The 18,917-nt window shown below is 70.3% G+C and carries 16 protein-coding genes and 1 pseudogene; 6 read left to right on the top strand and 11 right to left on the bottom strand.

Translation table 11 applies throughout. The features are described from left to right. Nucleotides 1–38 precede the first annotated feature (38 nt). Entirely contained in the window at nucleotides 39–1,547 is a 1,509-nt protein-coding gene (locus AC4BEG_RS19765) for an FAD-dependent monooxygenase (RefSeq protein ID WP_490701075.1), read from the top strand. 81 nt (nucleotides 1,548–1,628) lie between these two features. Continuing rightward, a complete protein-coding gene (locus AC4BEG_RS19760) occupies nucleotides 1,629–2,261 on the top strand; it encodes a lipoprotein (protein ID WP_490701074.1) in 633 nt (210 codons plus the stop codon). 168 nt (nucleotides 2,262–2,429) lie between these two features. On the opposite strand, the gene AC4BEG_RS19755 is transcribed toward AC4BEG_RS19760, so the two are convergent. From AC4BEG_RS19755 to AC4BEG_RS19735, 5 genes are all read right to left on the bottom strand, one after another. After that, on the bottom strand, nucleotides 2,430–3,152 hold the full coding sequence (locus AC4BEG_RS19755) for a hypothetical protein (protein ID WP_490701073.1): 723 nt from the start codon (nucleotides 3,150–3,152) through the stop codon (nucleotides 2,430–2,432). Continuing rightward, a complete protein-coding gene (locus tag AC4BEG_RS19750; RefSeq protein ID WP_490701072.1) occupies nucleotides 3,095–3,550 on the bottom strand; it encodes a hypothetical protein in 456 nt (151 codons plus the stop codon). Before AC4BEG_RS19750 ends, AC4BEG_RS19755 begins: the two co-directional genes overlap by 58 nt. 159 nt (nucleotides 3,551–3,709) lie before the next feature. After that, nucleotides 3,710–4,456: a LuxR C-terminal-related transcriptional regulator gene (locus AC4BEG_RS19745; RefSeq protein WP_490701071.1), complete on the bottom strand. Its 747-nt coding sequence runs from the start codon at nucleotides 4,454–4,456 to the stop codon at nucleotides 3,710–3,712. After that, nucleotides 4,453–5,730, bottom strand: coding sequence for a PspC domain-containing protein (locus AC4BEG_RS19740; protein WP_490701070.1), 1,278 nt, complete (start codon nucleotides 5,728–5,730; stop codon nucleotides 4,453–4,455). Before AC4BEG_RS19740 ends, AC4BEG_RS19745 begins: the two co-directional genes overlap by 4 nt. An 82-nt stretch (nucleotides 5,731–5,812) precedes the next feature. After that, nucleotides 5,813–7,609 (bottom strand): serine/threonine-protein kinase, encoded by a 1,797-nt coding sequence (locus tag AC4BEG_RS19735; protein WP_490701069.1) that lies wholly within the window; start codon nucleotides 7,607–7,609, stop codon nucleotides 5,813–5,815. 170 nt (nucleotides 7,610–7,779) lie between these two features. Here AC4BEG_RS19735 and AC4BEG_RS19730 point away from each other — a divergent pair, with 170 nt between their 5' ends. Together AC4BEG_RS19730 and AC4BEG_RS19725 are read left to right on the top strand one after the other, a co-directional pair. Beyond that, entirely contained in the window at nucleotides 7,780–9,096 is a 1,317-nt protein-coding gene (locus tag AC4BEG_RS19730; RefSeq protein ID WP_490701068.1) for a PspC domain-containing protein, read from the top strand. Then, complete coding sequence (locus AC4BEG_RS19725) at nucleotides 9,093–9,314, top strand: hypothetical protein (RefSeq protein ID WP_490701067.1); 222 nt, start codon at nucleotides 9,093–9,095, stop codon at nucleotides 9,312–9,314. Before AC4BEG_RS19730 ends, AC4BEG_RS19725 begins: the two co-directional genes overlap by 4 nt. Before the next feature lie 105 nt (nucleotides 9,315–9,419). Here the strand turns inward: AC4BEG_RS19725 and AC4BEG_RS19720 are convergent, their stop codons facing one another. The 5 genes and pseudogenes from AC4BEG_RS19720 to guaA form a co-directional block, all read right to left on the bottom strand. After that, nucleotides 9,420–9,935 (bottom strand): DoxX family protein, encoded by a 516-nt coding sequence (locus tag AC4BEG_RS19720; RefSeq protein ID WP_490707133.1) that lies wholly within the window; start codon nucleotides 9,933–9,935, stop codon nucleotides 9,420–9,422. A gap of 253 nt (nucleotides 9,936–10,188) precedes the next feature. Continuing rightward, nucleotides 10,189–11,475, bottom strand: a complete 1,287-nt coding sequence (locus AC4BEG_RS19715; RefSeq protein WP_490701066.1) for a hypothetical protein — start codon at nucleotides 11,473–11,475, stop codon at nucleotides 10,189–10,191. Between the two features lie 118 nt (nucleotides 11,476–11,593). Then, complete coding sequence (locus tag AC4BEG_RS19710; RefSeq protein ID WP_490701065.1) at nucleotides 11,594–12,403, bottom strand: class II aldolase/adducin family protein; 810 nt, start codon at nucleotides 12,401–12,403, stop codon at nucleotides 11,594–11,596. Nucleotides 12,404–12,479: 76 nt separating this feature from the next. Further along, nucleotides 12,480–12,960: pseudogene (locus tag AC4BEG_RS19705) on the bottom strand (Uma2 family endonuclease). Between the two features lie 116 nt (nucleotides 12,961–13,076). After that, complete coding sequence (gene guaA, locus AC4BEG_RS19700; protein ID WP_490701064.1) at nucleotides 13,077–14,663, bottom strand: glutamine-hydrolyzing GMP synthase; 1,587 nt, start codon at nucleotides 14,661–14,663, stop codon at nucleotides 13,077–13,079. 334 nt (nucleotides 14,664–14,997) lie between these two features. Between guaA and AC4BEG_RS19695 the strand changes: the two genes are divergently transcribed. Both AC4BEG_RS19695 and AC4BEG_RS19690 read left to right on the top strand, forming a co-directional pair. Continuing rightward, nucleotides 14,998–15,279, top strand: coding sequence for a chorismate mutase (locus AC4BEG_RS19695; protein ID WP_490701063.1), 282 nt, complete (start codon nucleotides 14,998–15,000; stop codon nucleotides 15,277–15,279). A 774-nt stretch (nucleotides 15,280–16,053) separates the two neighbouring features. Next, nucleotides 16,054–17,061, top strand: coding sequence for an LAETG motif-containing sortase-dependent surface protein (locus tag AC4BEG_RS19690; RefSeq protein WP_490701062.1), 1,008 nt, complete (start codon nucleotides 16,054–16,056; stop codon nucleotides 17,059–17,061). Between the two features lie 85 nt (nucleotides 17,062–17,146). On the opposite strand, the gene AC4BEG_RS19685 is transcribed toward AC4BEG_RS19690, so the two are convergent. Continuing rightward, nucleotides 17,147–18,913, bottom strand: a complete 1,767-nt coding sequence (locus tag AC4BEG_RS19685) for a GMC oxidoreductase (RefSeq protein ID WP_490707132.1) — start codon at nucleotides 18,911–18,913, stop codon at nucleotides 17,147–17,149. Nucleotides 18,914–18,917 lie beyond the last annotated feature (4 nt).

Below are 18,917 nucleotides of genomic sequence, written 5' to 3'. Positions count from 1 at the left end.
CGGGCGCTGTGATGACGGAGGCTGTGATGGAGGCTGTGATGACGGAGATCGAGACGGACGTCGTGATCGTGGGCGCGGGGCCGACGGGGCTGACGCTGGCCCACGAACTGGCGCTGGCCGGGGTCCGGGCCGTGGTGCTGGAGCGGCTGGAGGAGCGGCTGAAGCAGGTGAAGGGCGGGACCATCCAGCCGCGTACGGCCGAGATGCTGGAGCTGCGCGGGCTGCTGGCGCCGATGCTGGAGCGGGCCACGCCCCGGGACGAGACGGCGACCGGACACTTCGCGATGCTGCCGGTGGCGCTGGACTGCACCCCCTGGGACACCGCCCACCGGTACCCGATCGGGCTGCCGCAGTGGGAGATCGAGGAAGTGCTGGAGGAGCGGGCCACCGCGCTGGGCGCGGAGGTGCGGCGCGGGGTCGCGGTCATGGCGGTCGAGCAGGACGCCGACGGGGTGACGCTGACGACGTCGGACGGCGGCCGCGCCCGGGCGCGGTACGCGGTGGCGTGCGACGGCGGGCGCAGCACGGTGCGCAAGCTGCTGAATCTGGGCTTCCCGGGCCGCCCGGGAACGTACGCGGCGGTGCTGACGGACATCCGGCTGTCGTCGGCCTCCTCGCTGGTCCCGGCCACGGTGGGGCACATCAGCACGCTGACCCGGCAGACCGAGGACTACTGGTCGATGATGGTCCCGCTGGGCGAGGGGAAGTACCGGTTCACCTTCGGGAACCTGAAGACGCCGGAGACCGACCGGGACGCGCCGGTGACCGAGGAGGAGGTCGCCGAGGCGCTGCGGGCGGTGTTCGGGGAGGAGACGGTACTCGCCGGGGTGGACAACTCCTCACGGTTCACGGATGCCACCCGGCAGGTCGAGAGCTACCGAGCGGACCGGGTGCTGTTCGCCGGGGACGCGGCGCACATCCACCCGCCGCTGGGCGGGCAGGGGTTGAACCTCGGCGTGCAGGACGCGTTCAACCTGGGCTGGAAGCTGGCCGCGATGGTGCGGGGCGAGTCCACCGACGGACTGCTGGACAGCTACCACGCCGAACGGCACCCGGTGGCGGCCCGGGTGCTGCACCACACCTCGGCCCAGCGGGCGCTGTCCAACCCGTCCCCGAGCCCGGATGTGGCGGCGCTGCGCGAGATCATGACCGAACTGCTGCGACTGCCGGACGCCAACCGCCAGATGGCGGGACTGATGTCGGGGCTGTCCCTGCGCTACGAACTGCCGGGCACGCATCCGCTCACCGGCACCCGGCTGCCGGACACCGGACTGTCCGTGGCCGACCAGGAGATACGGCTGTCGGAGCTGTTCGGGGCGGGGCACGCGGTGCTGCTGGACCTGGCCGGGGTGGTCCCGGCGGAGACGCGACTCCCGGAGCGGGTGGACCTGGTCCGGGCGCGGGCCTTCGGTACGGCGCCGGATGCGGGCGTCCTGCTCATCCGCCCCGACGGCTACGTGAGTTGGGCAGCTGACAACGCCGACACCTGCCGTACGGACCTGCCCACCGCCCTGGCCGCACTCATCGGCGGAACGCCCGGCGCATAAGCGGGAGCGCACGGCACACGACATCGGATACGCTGCGGCGAATTTTCGAACGATCGTGCACTCAGGTGGGGATATACCGAAATGCGGCATGGGCGGCGGTTGGTGGCGGGGGCGGTCGGAGCCATGGTCCTGGCGGGGTCGCTGACCGGCTGTCTCTTCGAGACGGACGGCAAGGACGACAAGGCCGAGGCCCCGCCCCAGCCCAAGCTGGGCAACAAGGGCACCGCATGTGAACTGCCGGTGCGGTTCAGCCTGGAGAAGTCCTGGAAGGCCGAGGCCGTGGACGCGGCGGTCCAGGACCAGATCGGTCCGCTCGCGAAGCAGGGCCCGGTCACCCTCGTCTGCGAGGTGGACGCCAAGCCCGCGGGACACATCGGCTTCCTGCGCGTCTACACCGGCACCACGGGCGCCGCCGCCCCCGGCGGCGAACCCCGGGCCCTGCTGCGTGCGTTCGTGGCCGCCGAGAACTTCGAGAGCAAGGTCAGCTTCCGCGAGACCAAGGCCGGTGACCTGCCCGCCACCGAGGCGAGCTACTCCGTAACCGACCCGTCCGCCGGAGAGACCAGACGGCAGCGCGCCCTGGCCGTGATGACCAAGAGCGGTGGTGTGGTCATCCACCTCGGCGGACTCGACACCGACGAGCACAAGGCGATGCTGCCCGCCTTCCACCTGGCGAAGAAGTCCCTGGAGAAGACGGGCGGCAAGAGCGGCTGAGGGCTACGGACCGCTAGGTCCTGTCCTGTCGATCTTCGTGGATCAGCCTGCGGCGTCTGGTGCCGTGGATCGCAAGGCGGATGTACTGGGCGTACTCGGAAGATCCCGATAACGCGGCGAGGCAGGGTGCCAGGCGTCGCGGGCCCGCGAAGATCGACAGGACAGGGCCTAGTTGTCCACCCAGACGTGGCAGTCCGAACCCCTGGGCGACACCAAGGCGTGGATTCTCGTCACCGTCGTTCCTGAGTCTCGACGGAACCCGTAGTCCCCCTTCCGGTGTCGCCAGCCGCTCTCCTGGGCCTCAACGGCCGCGTTCGTCCCCCACATCTTCTCCATCGGCAGGCGCTCCAGCCCGTTCTTCTTGGAGAAGGCCCCCATCTCGGAACACGGAGCTTCGAACTCCAGGAAGAACGGATAGCCCTCCAACTCGCTGTTGGCCGAGTACTGCACGTCCTGCGCGCCCGCCGGAATGTCTACCCGGTGGTCGCGCAGGGCCTTTTCGAGCGAGACGTTGCACCCGCTGTCGAACCTGCCCGGCTTGATCTCCTGTCCGACCTTCGCTTTGAACTTCGGCAGATCGTTCATCACCTGGGCCGGGTTGATGGTCACGGCGTCACCACTGTTGGCGAGCCAGTGTTTGAACAAGTTGGATGCCATCGTGTTGTCCTGCACCGCCATGAAGGGAAGGGCGACGGTTGACGCCAGCCAGAAGGTGCGGCGATCGCCTGATCCGGGTTCCGCGCTTCCCCACTCGGGCCGGTAGAAGTCCTCACCCTGCACTCGGCCCTGGCCGCAGTCAGCGACGGTGAAGCCCTTCTCACCGGCGGCGTCGATCAGTCGAGTGATCTTCCGCTGTAAGCGGCGTAGTTCCCGGTTCGCGCCGTCGAGCACGTGGTAGATGCTGCTGGCTTCGGCATGCAGGTCATCGAATTCTTCTTGCTGTAGTCCAAGTGGTTGGAAATATTGGCGCACGCTTGCAAAACTGTCTTCACCTGGACCGACCAGGTCTTCAGTGCCTTGTCCAAGGCCGGCCCCATGGCGAATCCATGCTTCTTCAGACTGGCGGCCGCCTGTGTTGTGGAGCTGTCCCCGTGCTTGTCGGCCCCGATGCCGGCCAGATCGGCTTTGGCTTTCAACTCCCCGTGGAGACGGAAAGCTTCGGATCCAACAGCGCCTAAGTCATCCCCCCGCACCACGAGGTCACCGTCGACTCCCCCGGATCCGGTGGAGTCGAGGTGCATCCGGTCTGCCGCTGTCTTCTTGAGTTGGTCCCACTCCTGCCAGGTCATAGCGCCCCCGCTCCTGCAGGTTCATTCCCCCGAGCGCAGGCCGAATGGTGACCAAACTTGTCCGAGCCTGCCCCCCTTTCCGACATCGTGACATACGGGTCGATGAAACCAGCCGCACGCCGAAGAAAACCGGTCAGAGCGCTTTGCGGGCCCGCCCCGTCAGACCAGACGGCGGGCCGTCGCCCAGCGGGTCAGCTCATGGCGGTTGGAGAGCTGGAGCTTGCGGAGGACCGCCGAGACGTGGCTCTCGACCGTCTTCACCGAGATGAACAGCTGCTTGGCGATCTCCTTGTAGGCATAGCCGCGGGCGATCAGCCGCAGCACCTCGCGCTCGCGCTGGGTGAGACGGTCGAGGTCCTCGTCGATGGGTGGGGCGTCGCTGGAGGCGAAGGCGTCGAGAACGAAGCCCGCGAGGCGGGGCGAGAAGACGGCGTCGCCGTCGGAGACCCGGAAGATCGCGTTGACCAGGTCGGTGCCGGTGATGGTCTTGGTGACATAGCCGCGGGCGCCACCGCGGATGACGCCGATGACGTCCTCGGCGGCGTCCGAGACGGACAGGGCGAGGAAGCGCACCGGGCGGTCCGGGTCGGCCATCAGGGCGGCGCTGCGGCGCAGCACCTCGACGCCTCCGCCGCCGGGGAGGTGGACATCGAGCAGGACCACCTCGGGGCGGGTCGCGCCGATCACGGTGACGGCCTGGTCGACATCGGCGGCCTCGCCGACCACCTCGACACCGGTGCGGGCGGTCTCGCCGATCTCGGCCTGGACGCCGGTGCGGAACATCCGGTGGTCGTCGACGAGCACCACGCGGACGCGGCGGGCCGACGCGCTGTCGTCGGCGCCCGCGTCCGCGCCCGCCGCGCCGGTCGCGTCGCTGTTGTGGGTGCCGTCCGTCGCCTCGGTCATGTCGTCGCCCTCTCCATCTCCAGCTCCACTTCCGTGCCCCCGTCGGGCGCGGACCTCAGCCTGGCCGTGCCACCGTTGCGCTGCATCCGGCCGATGATCGACTCACGGACACCCATCCGGTCCTCCGGCACCGCGTCCACATCGAAGCCGGGGCCGCGGTCGCGCACGGAGATGAAGACCGTGGCCTCCTCAACCTCGGCGTAGACCTGGACGGCCCCGCCCTCGCCACCGTACTTGGCGGCGTTGACCATCGCCTCGCGGGCGGCCTGGATCTGCGCGCCGAGCCGCTCGTCCAGCGGGCAGTCGCCGACGACCACGACCTCGATCGGAACGCCGTGGTAGTCCTCGACCTCGGCCGCCATCTTCTTCACGGCCTCGGCCAGGGTGTCCGGCTCCTCGTCCTCGTCCTTGCCGGTGCCCTCGGGTTTGTAGAGCCAGGCGCGCAACTCGCGCTCCTGGGCGCGGGCGAGCCGGGCGACTTCGCGGGAGTCCTCCGCGTTCCGCTGGATCAGGGTGAGGGTGTGCAGCACCGAGTCATGGACATGGGCGGCCACTTCGGCCCGCTCCTGGGCGCGGATGCGCATCAGCCGCTCCTCGGAGAGGTCCTGGGTCATCCGGATCACATAGGGGCCGGCGAGCAGCGCGATGCCGACGAGCACGGCCAGAGCCGCCTGGAGCACCGCCCCCAGGTGCTTGGCCGAGCCCTGGAGCACCACGATGCCGGTCACCCCGGCCCCGACCAGCAGCACCCCCGCCGCGGCTCGGGCCAGCGGCAGCACCCGTTTGCTGCGGCTCAGCTCGACCCACTGGGCCCGGCGGGCGTTGTCCGCCTGCCGCCAGAAGAGGGCGACGCCGGCGCCGATCAGCAGCAGTGGCCAGATGTAGGTGTTGGCACGGCCCAGATGGAAGCCCTTGACGAAGATCCCCATCCCGATGAGGAGGGCGAGCAGCGCGAGGACCTGGCCCTTGTCGGGCCTGCGTGCCAGGATCCGGCGGCGGCCGTCGGGGCCCTGGGTGACCAGCGGGCGGGTGGTGGTCGTCTCCACGCCGCCGACACCGAGCGGGACGATGAACCAGAACAGGGCGTAGACCAGGGCGCCGAAGCCCTCGGCCATGAACAGGGCAACGAAGACGATCCGCACCCAGGAGACCGGCAGCCCCATGTGCCCGGCGAGCCCGCGCGCCACACCGCCCAGCAGACGCCCCTCCGCGCTGCGGTACAGCTTGCGCGGGGGCGGCTCGGCGGGGGTGGTCGGGGGCACGGCGGCGGTCATGCCCTCGATCGTCACACGGCTGGGGCGGGAGCGGTATCAGGGTCGCCCCTGATCATTCCCCGAGGCGGCACGCGGTCCGCGTTCACTTGGCGACGAAGCCCTCACGGACCACGTCGAAGATCGGGCGGTACTCCGCCCACTCCGCGTCCGGTGCGCTCAGATAGATCGCGTACTGCTTGCCGCCCTCCTCGCCGAAGCCGAGGTCGATCGCGCGGAACAACCGTGCCGTGCCCTGGAAGGTGAACTCCCACACCGCCGCGGGCTCGTCCCGGAATTTCGTCTTCTGGAGGCGCATCCGGTGGTAGATCGGATACTTCTGCTTGAACCCGACTTCGAGCTCCTCGAAGTGTGAGACCTGGTCCTTGGGCGCGAGGTCCAGGACATCGATCTCGAGCCTGGCGAGTCGCCCGGGGGCCAGGTAACGGACCTGCTGGGTCTCGTCGACGGCGCTTTCGGAGCCGGTGTCCCGGGTCCATCCGTCCGGCACCGGGAAGGAGACGCCGAGCTGCTTCTCCTTCACCAGGTGGTAGCCCTCGGGGGTCGGCGGCGGGGTGTAGGCGGGCTTCTTGGTGTTGCTGGGTGCCGAGGAGGTGCTGGCCTTGTCCCCCGAACCCTGGACGCCGGGCAGCTCCTTGTCCAGGCCGAAGACGTAGACACCGGCCGCGACCGCCACGACGGACAGTGCGGCGCCCGCCGCGATCCACTGCGGCCTGCGGCTCTTCTTCGGCAGGGGGGTGGACCCGGAATCGCCGTGCGCCGGGCCGGAGTCCGGGTGTCCGGGCCCCGGGGGCGCGCCCGGCGCTTCCTGGGCGGGCGCGTGGGCGGCGACGGCGGAGGTGGGCGGTGTGTGCGACGTGGGCGGCGTATACGACGTGGGAGGGGTGTGGGGTGTGGGCGGGGTGTGGGGCGTCGGCGGGGTGTACGGCGTGGGCGGCGTATGCGGCACCGGAGTGTGCGGTACCGGCGGCGTACCGGGCGTCGCGGTCACATGGGTGGTGGACCCCGACGGCGTCTCACCCGGCGGCGGGCCGAACCCCGGCAGCGGCAGCGCCGTCGTGTCCGCCTCCGAAGCCGGGATCCGCAGCGCCCGCTCGGTGTCCTCGGCCGACGGCCGCTGCTCCGGGTCCTTCGCGAGCAGCGCCTCGATCAGCGGGGTCAGCGGCCCGGCCTGCTTCGGCGGTTCCAGCGGGTCGACAGCGATGGCGTAACCGGTCTCGATGGCGGTGGGCTTGCGGAACGGAGCCCGCCCCTCGACCGCCTGATAGAGCGTCGCCCCCAGCGCCCAGAGGTCCGACGCGGGACCCGGTTTGCGACCGCGCACCCGCTCGGGGGCGATGTAGTCGATGGATCCCACGACCTCACCGGTCTTGGTGAGGGTGGAGGTGCCGGTGGCCATCGCGATGCCGAAGTCGGTGAGTACGACCCGGCCGTCGGGGCCCAGCAGGACGTTGCCGGGTTTGACGTCACGGTGCAGAACGCCCGCCGCGTGCGCGGCGCGCAGCGCGGCGATCATGCCGCGGCCGATACGTGCGGCGTCGGCGGGGGATATCTTCCCGCCGTCCTTGAGCAGATCGCCGAGCGTGGTGGAGGGCACGTACTCCATCACGATGCACGGCAACCCCTCGTGGTCCACGACGTCATGGACCACCACCACATTGGGGTGGGTGATGCGGGCCGCGCTGCGCGCCTCGCGCCGGGTGCGCTCGTGCAGCGTCGTCAGTTCGTCGTCGGTCAGGTGCATCGAGACGTGCAGCTGCTTGACCGCGACCTGGCGGCCCAGCAGTTCGTCCTCGGACCGCCACACCGTGCCCATCCCGCCGCGGCCGACTTTCTCGACCAGCCGGTAGCGACCGGCTATGAGCCGCCCTTCCTCCGACACCGCGTTCCCCTCCCGCTTACCCGGCCCGCTTACCCGGCCCGGCAGCCGCTACCGCGTCCCTCGTATGTTCGATGGGCCACGATAGCCGCCGCGACCTCCGGGGCGATGTCAGGGAAGCCCCAGGGTTGTGCCGGATGTCGCCGAGCGGACGGTCTTGTCACCATGGCCGTATGACCGATGCACCCACCGTGGCGGACGAGGCCGATGGCATGCCTGGTTCCCCCGATCCGCACGCGCACCCACCCTTGAGGCGCAGTCGTGACCACAAAGTGATCTCCGGGGTATGCGGCGGGCTCGGCCGGTTCTGCGATCTGGACCCGGTGATCTTCCGCGTGGTGCTGTCGGTGCTCGCCGTCGCGGGCGGTCTCGGCCTGATCGTGTATGGATTCTGCTGGCTGCTGGTCCCGCTCCACGGCGAGGAGGAGAACGAGGGGCGCAAGCTGCTCTCCGGCCGGGTGGAGGGGCCGGGGCTGACGGCGGTGCTGGTCGCGCTGGTCGGCTGCGGGCTGTTCCTGTCGATGCTCAACCAGAGCAACGTGATGTATTTCGCCGTCATGCTGTCCATCGCCGCGTCGGGCGCGGCCTATTGGTCGCACCACCGGCGCCAGGCGGAGAGCGTGGGCGCGGTCGACCCGGCCACGGCGCAGGCCGTCGCGGACGCGCCCCCCGAGACCCAGGCGCCGCCCACCCGGGGCGGCCCGGGGCCCTCCTGGTGGCGGGATCCGATCGTCAAGGACGGCACCACCGGGCCGATGGGCGCGGCCTCGGGCTATCTGTGGGGGCCGGACGACGGTCCGGACGAGGGCCCGGCGTATGCCCGTCGCAGGGAGGCGATGACCGAACGGGCACGCAGGGTGCGCGAGCGGATCTCGATCGGCGGCTGGACGTTCGTGGTCGCGGTCCTCACCGGAGTGCTGGGCGCGAAGCTGATGTGGTCCGACCATCCGCTCGGCACCAGCCTGGAGATCGGATTCGCCTGTGCGCTGGGGGTCTTCGGGCTCGCGATGGTGATCAGCTCGCGGTACGGCAGGACCGGGCCCGGCACGGTGATGCTCGCGGTGATCACCTGTGGACTGCTGGCGGGCGCGGCGGCGCTCCCCAAGTCCGTCACCCCGGACTGGTCGCGCAAGACATGGGCGCCCACCTCGGCCGCCGCTGTGGGGGACAGCTATGTGATGGGCGGCGGCGTCGGTGAGCTGAAGCTGCACCGACTGCCGTTGAAGGAGGGCCGCACGGTGACCACCAGGGCGGAGGTGGGCGCGGGCAAGCTGGCGGTCACAGTGCCGCGGGACGCCCGTGTGGAGCTCAGCATCCATGTCGGCCTCGGTGACATCCGGCTGCCGGGCGATGGCAGGAAGGACATTGACATCGAGCCGAACCGGGACCGGAAGGTGACGCTGGACCCGGCCGGAGGCGGTGAGCCCCACGGCACGCTGAAGCTGACGCTGGAGATCGGCCTGGGGAATGTGGAGGTGACGCGGTCATGAGGAAGCATCCGTTCGAACCGGCCAAGCTGGTGGCCGGGCTGGTGATGCTCGGGGTGGGGCTCGCCTATGCGATGGACGCGGCCGGGAGGTGGGACGTACGGCCGCAGGTGCTACTGCCGTTGGCGGGGGTCGGGCTCTGCCTGGCCGGGGTGGTGTCGGCCATGACGTACGCGATGCGCAGGCGGGGGCAGCGGACGGCCGAGAGAGAGGTGCCCTGACCGGCCCCCGGTCTGGCCATCCCTGGGGACCCGGCCGCCCGGACCGGCCGCCTAGGCCCTGTCCTGCCGATCTTCGCGGGTCCACGAAGATCGGCAGGACAGGACCTAGGGGAAGAGCTGCGATCCGTGCCTGCGGCGGCGCTTGGCGATCGCGACGTCCAGCGACAGATAGGGCGCACCGGCCAGCACCAGCGGCAGCCACGCCATCAGGTACATCAGGTCGTTGCCGTAGTAGTACGGCTCCGTCTGCCAGCTGACCGTCAGCCACAGGCTGAGCGAGATCATCGCCCCGCCGAACGCGGCCAGCCGGGACAGCAGACCGACCAGGGTGCCCAGTCCCACGGCCAGCTCGCCATAGGCGATGGCATAGCCGAAGGCGGAGGGATCCTTGAGACTCTGGTCGATCAGCCAGGGGATGGCCGCGGTGTCGTGGACCTGGCGCATCAGCGCACCGATCGAGCCGCTGCCGCTGTCGGCCAGGAAGGCCGAGTCGGTGATCTTGTCGATCCCGGCGTAGACGAAGGTGACGCCGAGGAAGAGACGCAGGGGCAGCAGCGCGTAGTGCGCGGCGGTGGCCCGCACCCCTACGGGCTGCCCGGCTATATCGCCGACCCCGCCCATGTCGCCGACGCCGTTGACACTGCCCGCACTGTCCGCGGGACCGCTTCCGATCGGACGCTTCGCATGGCTCATGACGACCGCCTCTTCCGGTTGACATCTCAACAATTCCATACGAAGAGGGAGGGCGACATGACTCAGACAAGAACGGTTTCGGACGGGGCCCGGTCCAGTCCGGGACGGCTTTCCGCCGAGGAATTCCGATCGGCCCGGGGCATCGGCCAGTTGAGGATGTGGATCCAGTCGGGGACGTCGATCAGTCGAGGACGTCGATCAGATAGCGGTTGGTCTCGGCGCCCGCCGCCGTGACCACCTGCACCTCCACCCGGCCCGGCTCCACATCCACCGGCACCGGCACGGTCAGCGCGGTGTCCGTCGGGTTGCCGAAGCCACCGGCCACCGGCACCAGAGGCACATGGACGTGGACCGCTCCGATCCGGACCACCATCCGGGCCAGCCCGTCCGGGTCCTGGGCGCCCGGCGGTACGAAGCCGTTGCCGCGGATCTCGATGTCGTCGCCGGTGCGGATCGGGGCGTCGCGATCGAAACCGCCCTCCTCGGGGCGGACCCGCACCACCGAAAGCACCGTGGGCCGTCCGCCCTCCGTGTACTTCCCGGCCAGGTACATCAGCGTGGAGACGATCGCCAACAGGGCCGGTCCCCACGGCAGATCGGGCAGCTGCCAGGGCTCGCGCGCCAGCCGGACGGCGGTGAAGGCGAGCGCCACGGTGTGGACGATCACGTACTGCGCGTCCGCGAAGCTGCCGCGGCCCGCGTCGTCGGTGAGCAGATCGGCGGCCCGCGGACGGACCGCGCGCACCTTCTGGAGCCGCTGCGCCCGCACCCGGGCGGCCACCACCAGCCGCGCCATCACCGCGGCGAGACAGCTCAGCCCGGTGACGGTGAGCAGCCCGGCGACGCGGCCGAGCGCGAGCCCGTCGGTCAGCTGGGGGCGGTCGCCGGGGTCGAGGGCGAGTTCGCCGCCGAGGACGAGCACCGAGAAGACGGCGAACGCGAGCCAGGCCGCGGCGACCGTACGGGAGGTGGAGAGCCGGTTGTCCTCGCCGACGAGCGGGGCGAGCAGGCCCCCGGCCGCGTGATGCAGCCGGGCGGCGAGCGTCAGCAGGACGGCCGTGACGACGGCGGCGGCGATCCCGGCGGTCCGCGCCACCGACCAACCGGTGCCGAGCGCGGTGGCCAACTGCCCGATCAGCAGCGCCGCGACCGCGCCCCACACCACCAGCAGGGTCCGCCGCCACACCGCGTCCCGCCACGCCGTGCACTCGGCGCGGCCGCTGTCGACGACCGTGCGGGCGGCCTGGGCGAGTTCGTCCGAGACCCACTGCCGGGAGGCCCCAGCGGAGTGCGCCAGCGCCGCCGGAAGGCCCTCTCCGGCCGCGAAGCGCTCCCGCATGGCCACGAAGGCGGCCACTGCCCTGCGGTGACCCTCTCGCGCACCCTGAGGACATTCACAGCCGGTGTGGCCGGGCCCGTGCGGGTGCCCCTCCACCGTCGTGGCGTTCTCCGCCGTCTCCACCGCCACGAGGGCCGCTCCGTCGTTCGCTCGTACTGTTTCGGCACCGCCGTTCGGATTCCGTACCGGGCCGAGCGGCGCCAACTGACATGTGACGAGAGGGAATTGTGCCGTACCGCGGGGGGTGTCAGCTCAACAGGTCCGGCTCGGCGCGGGTGATCTGGAGATACAGAGGTTGATAGTTGATCCACGCCACAAGATCGTTCCCAAGCTGCTCACGGAGCCGCGCGGCGCTCTCGTCGTCGATGAGGACCGGCCGGCCCGCGGCCTTCGCCGCCAGCTGAGCCCGGCACGAACGCTCCATCGTGATGAACCACCACGCGGTCGCGTCGACCGAGTCGCCCACCGTCAGCAGACCGCGATTGCGCAGGATGAGGGCCTTGTGGCCGCCGAGCGCGGCCGCGATCCGGCGTCCCTCGTCGTCGTCCACGACCACCCCGGTGGGGGCGTCGTAGAGCGCGTGGTCCTCGAAGAAGGCGCAGACCTCCTGGTTGATCGGCTCCAGCAGCTCACCGAGCGAGGACAGCGCCCGGCTGTGCACCGAGCGGCTGTGCGCGACCGCGACGGCGTCCGGCCGAGCCCGATGCACATGAGAGTGAACGACGAACGCCGCCTGGTTGACGTGATAGCGGCCCTCGACCACCTGGCCCACCTGATTGACCAGGATCAGATCGCCGACGGTGATGTGAGCGAACGGCATCCCGAAGGGGTTCACCCAGAAGCAGTCGGTCAACTCCGGGTCACGGACGGTGATATGGCCCGACACCCCCTCCTCGTAGCCGTACCGCCCGAACAGCCGCAGCGCCGCGGCGAGCCGCTCCTTGCGATAGCGCCGCTCATCGTCGGGGGAGGTGTGCTGCGGCGGCATGGTGATGTGCAGCTGGTCGGTGGGTATCGGCTCGGGCGTCGACCGGGGCATCGGCATGGGGGTATTCATGGCGGCTCGCTCACTCCTCGCGCTCCTGGGGGTGCTCGCAGCGGAAGCTACCTCCGGGTATCGCGGGAGGCCAGAGTCAGGGGTGCCGGCGATCGATCGCGGTGAGGTCGATCTCGATGGTGAACGGGACGGTCAGGGTGAGCGTGTCGTGGTAGATGCCGGTGGGTTGGTACGCCTTCGTCGTGGGGTCCAGCTCGTAGACGTAGACGCACGACATCCTCTGACCTGTACCAGGTGTTGAGGGGCCCGGCATCCGCCCCGGCCCGAAGGACCATGACATCGGGTTCCAGGCGATTCTTGTCGTCCAGCTTGACCGTCATCTCCCGCATGACGTCCAACGCTTCCGGCGCCTGGGCCAGCAAGGCATTCTCGAACAGTCGCATGGCACGTGAGTGGAATGCGGTCTGCGGACTCACGAGGACGAGACTTCCGTCGATCAGCTCCGTGTGCGGAGGAAGATTCGGAAGCCGGTCGAGGTCGTCCGCCGTCCAGCCGCCCTCGGGCGGGCGGATCCACTCGTACTGCTCGTCCAGCCCGTACTCGTGTGCGGCGCTCATGATTGCCCCCATGGGACGGAGTCTCGCCTCTGCGGTCAGAGTACCCAGCCCAGACGGCGACGCCGCCGCCCAACGAATGAGCGACGGCGTCGGCGTTGACCACGGGGAGGGAGAGGTCACTCCCACTCGATGGTGCCGGGCGGCTTGCTGGTGATGTCCAGGACGACCCGGTTCACCTCGTCCACCTCGTTGGTGATGCGGGTGGAGATCCGCGACAGGACGTCGTACGGCAGCCGCGACCAGTCGGCCGTCATGGCGTCCTCGGAGGAGACCGGGCGCAGCACGATGGGGTGGCCGTAGGTGCGGCCGTCGCCCTGGACGCCGACCGAGCGGACATCGGCGAGGAGGACGACCGGGCACTGCCAGATGTCGCGGTCGAGACCGGCGGCGGTCAGCTCCTCGCGGGCGATGGCGTCGGCCTCGCGCAGCAGGTCCAGGCGCTCCTTGGTGACCTCGCCGACGATGCGGATGCCGAGCCCGGGGCCCGGGAAGGGCTGGCGGTTGACGATCTCGCTCGGGAGGCCCAGCTCCTGGCCGACGTTGCGCACCTCGTCCTTGAACAGCCGGCGCAGCGGCTCGACGAGCTTGAACTCGAGGTCCTCGGGGAGGCCGCCCACGTTGTGGTGGGACTTGATGTTGGCGGTGCCGGTGCCGCCGCCGGACTCCACCACATCGGGGTAGAGGGTGCCCTGCACCAGGAACTCCACGGCCTCGCCCGCGGCGCCCGCCTCGGCCACCAGCTCGGCCTGGGCCTGCTCGAAGACCCGGATGAACTCCCGGCCGATGATCTTCCGCTTCTCCTCGGGGTCGGAGACCCCGGCGAGCGCGGACAGGAACCGCTCCTCGGCCTCGACGACCTTCAGCTGGATGCCGGTGGCCGCCACGAAGTCCTTCTCGACCTGCTCGGACTCACCCTTGCGCATCAGGCCGTGGTCAACGTAGACGCAGGTCAGCTGGTCGCCGATGGCCTTCTGGACGAGAGCCGCGGCGACGGCGGAGTCCACCCCGCCGGACAGCCCGCAGATCGCGCGCTTGGTTCCGACCTGCTCACGGATGGCCGCGACGGACTCCTCGACCACGTTGGAGGTGGTCCAGGTGGGCTCGAGACCGGCGCCCCGGTAGAGGAAGTGCTCCAGCACCTGCTGGCCGTGGGTGGAGTGCATCACCTCGGGGTGGTGCTGTACGCCGTAGAGCTTGCGCTCGTCGCATTCGAAGGCGGCGACCGGCACCACATCGGTGGAGGCGGTGACGGCGAAGCCCGCCGGGGCGGCCGAGCAGGCGTCGCCATGCGACATCCACACGGACTGCTCCTCGGGGGTGCCCGCGAAGAGCGTGGAGCCGGGCTTGGTCACGGTCAGCGGGGTACGGCCGTACTCCCGGGCGCCGGTGTTGTCGACCGTGCCGCCGAGCGCGACCGCCATCAGCTGGAAGCCGTAGCACATACCGAAGACGGGGATCCCGGCCTCGAAGAGCGCGCGGTCGACGCTGGGCGCGCCCTCGGCGTAGACCGACGAAGGACCGCCGGACAGGATGATCGCCTTCGGCTTCTTGGCGAGCATCTCCTCCACCGGCATGGTGGACGGGACGATCTCGCTGTAGACCCGGGCTTCGCGAACCCGGCGGGCGATGAGCTGGGCGTACTGCGCGCCGAAGTCGACGACCAGGACGGTGTCGGGGGCGGCAGCAGGGGACGCTGATGGCACTTCGGCGGCCTTCCGGCGGTGGTGATCGGGTGGTACTCGGGGCGCTCCGGTCCGCACAGGGAACCCGCACAGGGACTGTTCCGGCGCGTTGGACTTTCGATTCTAACGGGCTCATAATCGACGCCATGTCCACGCGCATGACCTTCGTCTTTACCTATGGCACCGGCCCGTCCGGCTGCCATGGTCGTGCTGCTTGAACTGACAAGCGACTTCCCAGGCGCCCCGGGCCGGCCAAGGCCCGGGGCGCTGGTGTTTCCTCCTCCGGGCTCTCCCGCCGGACTCCGGGTCCCGTCCCGACAGACCCGAGACACCCGACAGACCAGGAGATACGGATATGAGCACCACCGCGAGCAGTACGGCCGGGGCAGCGGACGCCACCGAGGTGATCCGCACCGCCCGTGAGCGGATCGACGCCCTCGACGGGCGGATCCTCGACCTCGTCCGGGAGCGGATGGATGTCTCGGCGTCCATCCAGCGGGCCCGGATCGCATCGGGCGGGCGGCGGGTGCACCTCTCCCGTGAGATGGAGATCCTCGACCGCTACCGGGAGGGGCTCGGCAAGCCCGGCACCACCCTCGCCATGACGCTGCTGGAGCTGTGCCGTGGCCGGGTCTGACGTTCCGCGCCATCACCCGTACGGCGCGTGACCGGCCCGCGAGCGGGCTCGTTGAGCCCGGTGCCGCGCCAGCCAGGAGCGGCCCGGAAAATCCACGCGTGGCTCAGATCCGCCGAAGCGATGAGACGCGCCCCCTGCGGTGATTCAGGCGGTGCGCGTCGTGGGACCTCGCTCCGGCGAGGTGACCGGTCGGCAGGGGACAGCAGCCCGGTCACCACCTCAAGGACGGTCGGTCCCGGGGACGCCTGGGACCGACCGTATCCGGTCGAAACGGTTGCGCCCGGCGCTCCGCATCCACCACGATGCAGGAAGGCGAAAAGCCCCGGGTCACCTCCCGTCATTGGTACAACCACGCGGGCGTGCGCCCCTCCACACTCCCCCCATGAAGTCCGGCCTCGAAGCCAGCGGCGCAACCCCCCGGCGCCGCTTCTCAGCACCGGCGCTGCCCTGACGCCGGTGCTGACCGCCTAGGGCCCCGGGGCGCCCGTCCCGCTCGGGCGCCCCGGGGCCCTTCGCATGCGCTGCCCCCGGATCTCGTCAGCGGTTCCGCGCCGGCTCCGATCCCTTCGTGACCGTTTCCCGGTTTCCTCCGACTGCTTTCTGACCGAGCTGCCGGATTCTGTGACCATTCTGTGAGCAAAAACGAAGGCAACCTTTCAGCCACCGAGCTGGTCATGTACGTGCAAACGCACGGCCATACCGCGCCCCCACCGCGACGGCCTTCCACCTGCGCACCGCCTACCAGCGATGCGTACGGACCCAGAAGAGGTCTTCATGAAGATTCGCCGCGTTCTGGCGACCGCCGCAGCCACGGCCGCCATCGCCCCCGCCGCGTTGCTCGCGGCTCCGGCCGCCTTCGCCGAGGAATCGCCTTCGGCCTCGCCGTCCGCGTCGGAGACCGCCACTCCCCCGGCCACGCCGACCCCGGACCCGACGGAGACCACGCAGACGCCGACCGGCGACCCCACCAGCCCCACCCCGACGGCCACCGAGAGCCAGACCACCACTCCCCCGGCCACGCCCACCGAGACGGCCACCCCCACCGGCAAGCCGACCTCCCCCACCGACGAGCCGACCGAGCCCGGTGAGTGCACGGACAACGAGGACTACAACGAGGACCCCGACCTCAGCACCACCCTCGTCGGCCTGCCCTCAAAGGTCGTGGCGGGCAGTGGGTTCCACAACTTCAGCTTCAAGGTCAAGAACGACTCCGACCGCACGTACAAGCGCGTGGACTTCGGCGTTGTCGCGGGCACCGTGCACCTCGACGACCTGGAGGGCACCGGCAAGTACCTCACCCTTCAGTACAAGGACCCGGACACCGGCGCGTGGCAGAACATCTCCACCGACGACAACGACCCGGGCGCGGGCTATGTCGGCTACACCGATGTGCGTCCGCACGAGACCCTCACCGTCGGTCTCCGGCTGAGCGTGGCCAAGAGCGCGCCCGAGGGCTTCGGTTACGCGATCAGCGTCGGTGTGTACGCGGACGACAAGGGCAACTGCGTCTACTCGACCGGTGAGTACTACGAGTTCGACGTGCTCGAGGCCGGTTCGAAGCCGGGCGAGGTGCCCCCGGCCGAGCCCAAGCCGCAGGGCGGCAAGAAGCCGCTGCCGCACAAGCCGGAGGGCAACACGGAGATCAACCCCAAGGGCAGCCTCGCCGAGACGGGTTCGTCCTCCGCGCTGCCGACGATTGCCCTGATCGGCGGTGTGGCCATGGCCGCGGGCGGTGGCGCCGTGTTCGTGGTCCGTCGTCGTCGCAGCGGCGCCGCCGCGTAACGGCCACCGGGCCGACGCGCGGGCACGGTAGTCGCAGCGAGGGGCCGCCCCCACCGTCGGGGGCGGCCCCTTCGCCGCGCGGACGTCAGCTACCGGGCCGGGCCGGGGGTACCACGGGCACCGGAAGCAGGGGCAGCTTCAGCGCCCCGAACGCGTCCGCCGGAACCGCCGGAGCGGTGGGCTCGACGGGCGACAGCCGCTGGTACGGCTCGCCCTGGGCGGGGCGCGGATCCGCCTCGCCCTTGTTCGGCCACAGCGACATGGCCCGTTCCGCCTGTGCCGTGATGGTCAGGGAGGGGTTGACGCCGAGGTTCGCCGAGACCGCGGCGCCGTCGACGACATGGATGCCCGGGTGTCCGTACAGCCGGTGGTACGGGTCGATCACCCCGTGCTCGGCGTCCGCACCGATCGGGCAGCCGCCGAGGAAGTGCGCGGTCAGCGGGGTGCCCATCAGCTCCCCGACATTGCTGCCCGCGAAGCCGTTGATCGACTCGGCGAGATGGCGGGCCGCCTCCGCGCCCTCGGGGATGTAGTCCGGGTTGGGCTCACCGTGGCCCTGCCAGGCGGTCAGCAGTCCCTTCCCGAGCCCCTTGGACTTGCGGTACGTGCGCAGCGAGTTGTCATGGGTCTGCATGACCAGGCCGATGATGGTCCGCTCGGACCAGCGCCGGTTGGACAGCGAACGCACCGCCATCGTGGGGTGCTTCAGATTGGCACCGAGGAACTGGAGCCAGCGCGGCACCCGCCCGCCGTAGGGGATCTGGAGGATGGACATCAGGCCCATCGCGTTGGACCCCTTGCCGTAGCGGACCGGCTCGATATGGGTGGTCTCGTTGGGGTGGATCGACGAGGTGATCGCCACCCCGCGGCTGAACTCGGCCTTCTGCTCCGCCGGGTTCCTGGCGCGGTAGCGGCGGTCGGTGGTCTGGGCACCCACCAGGGCCTCGGAGTTGGTGCGGGTGAGGAAACCGAGCCGTTCGGAGAGCCGGGGCAGCAGCCCCTTGTCCCGCATGGTGTGCAGCAGGGTCTGGGTGCCGTAGGTGCCCGCGGCGAGCACCACGTAACGGGCGCGCAGCGCGGTGGGCTTGCCCTTGCGCCGGTTGTCGGTGGGCACGGTGGTGACGCGGTGGCCGCCGTGCGGATCGTCGCTCACGGCCACGACCGTGGTCATGGGGTGGACGACCGCGCCGGCCTTCTCGGCGAGATAGAGGTAGTTCTCGTTGAGGGTGTTCTTGGCGCCGTGGCGGCAGCCGGTCATGCACTCACCGCATTCGGTGCACGCCTTGCGGTCCGGGCCGGCGCCGCCGAAGTACGGATCGGCCACCGTCTCGCCCGGTGCGGCCTGCGCGGCGGCGGAGCCGTCGGCGTCCTGGCCGTCTCCGAAGAAGACGCCGACCGGGGCCATGTGGAAGCTGTCCTCCACCCCCATCTTCCGCGCGGCGGACTTCAGATGGACGTCGGACGGGGTGAGCGTCGGGTTGAGCCGCACCCCGAGCATCCGCCGCGCCTGGTCGTAGTAGGGCCGCAGTTCGTCCTGCCAGTCGGTGATGTGCCCCCACTGCGGGTCCTCGAAGAACGGCGCGGGCGGTACGTACAGGGTGTTGGCGTAGTTGAGCGAACCGCCGCCGACCCCGGCGCCCGCGAGCACCATCACCTTGCCGAGCACATGGATGCGCTGGATGCCGAACAGTCCGAGGGCCGGGGCCCACAGATAGTTGCGGAGGTCCCAGGAGTTCTTGGGCAGGGTCGCGCGGGTGAAGCGGCGGCCCGCCTCCAGGACACCGACGCGGTATCCCTTCTCGGTCAGCCGGAGGGCCGACACCGAACCGCCGAAGCCCGAGCCGATGACGATGACG

This window comes from Streptomyces sp. JLBJ103, from assembly GCF_058215575.1.
The sequence above is the reverse complement of the archived record's forward strand: the minus strand, read 5'-3'. Positions and strand labels throughout refer to the sequence as shown.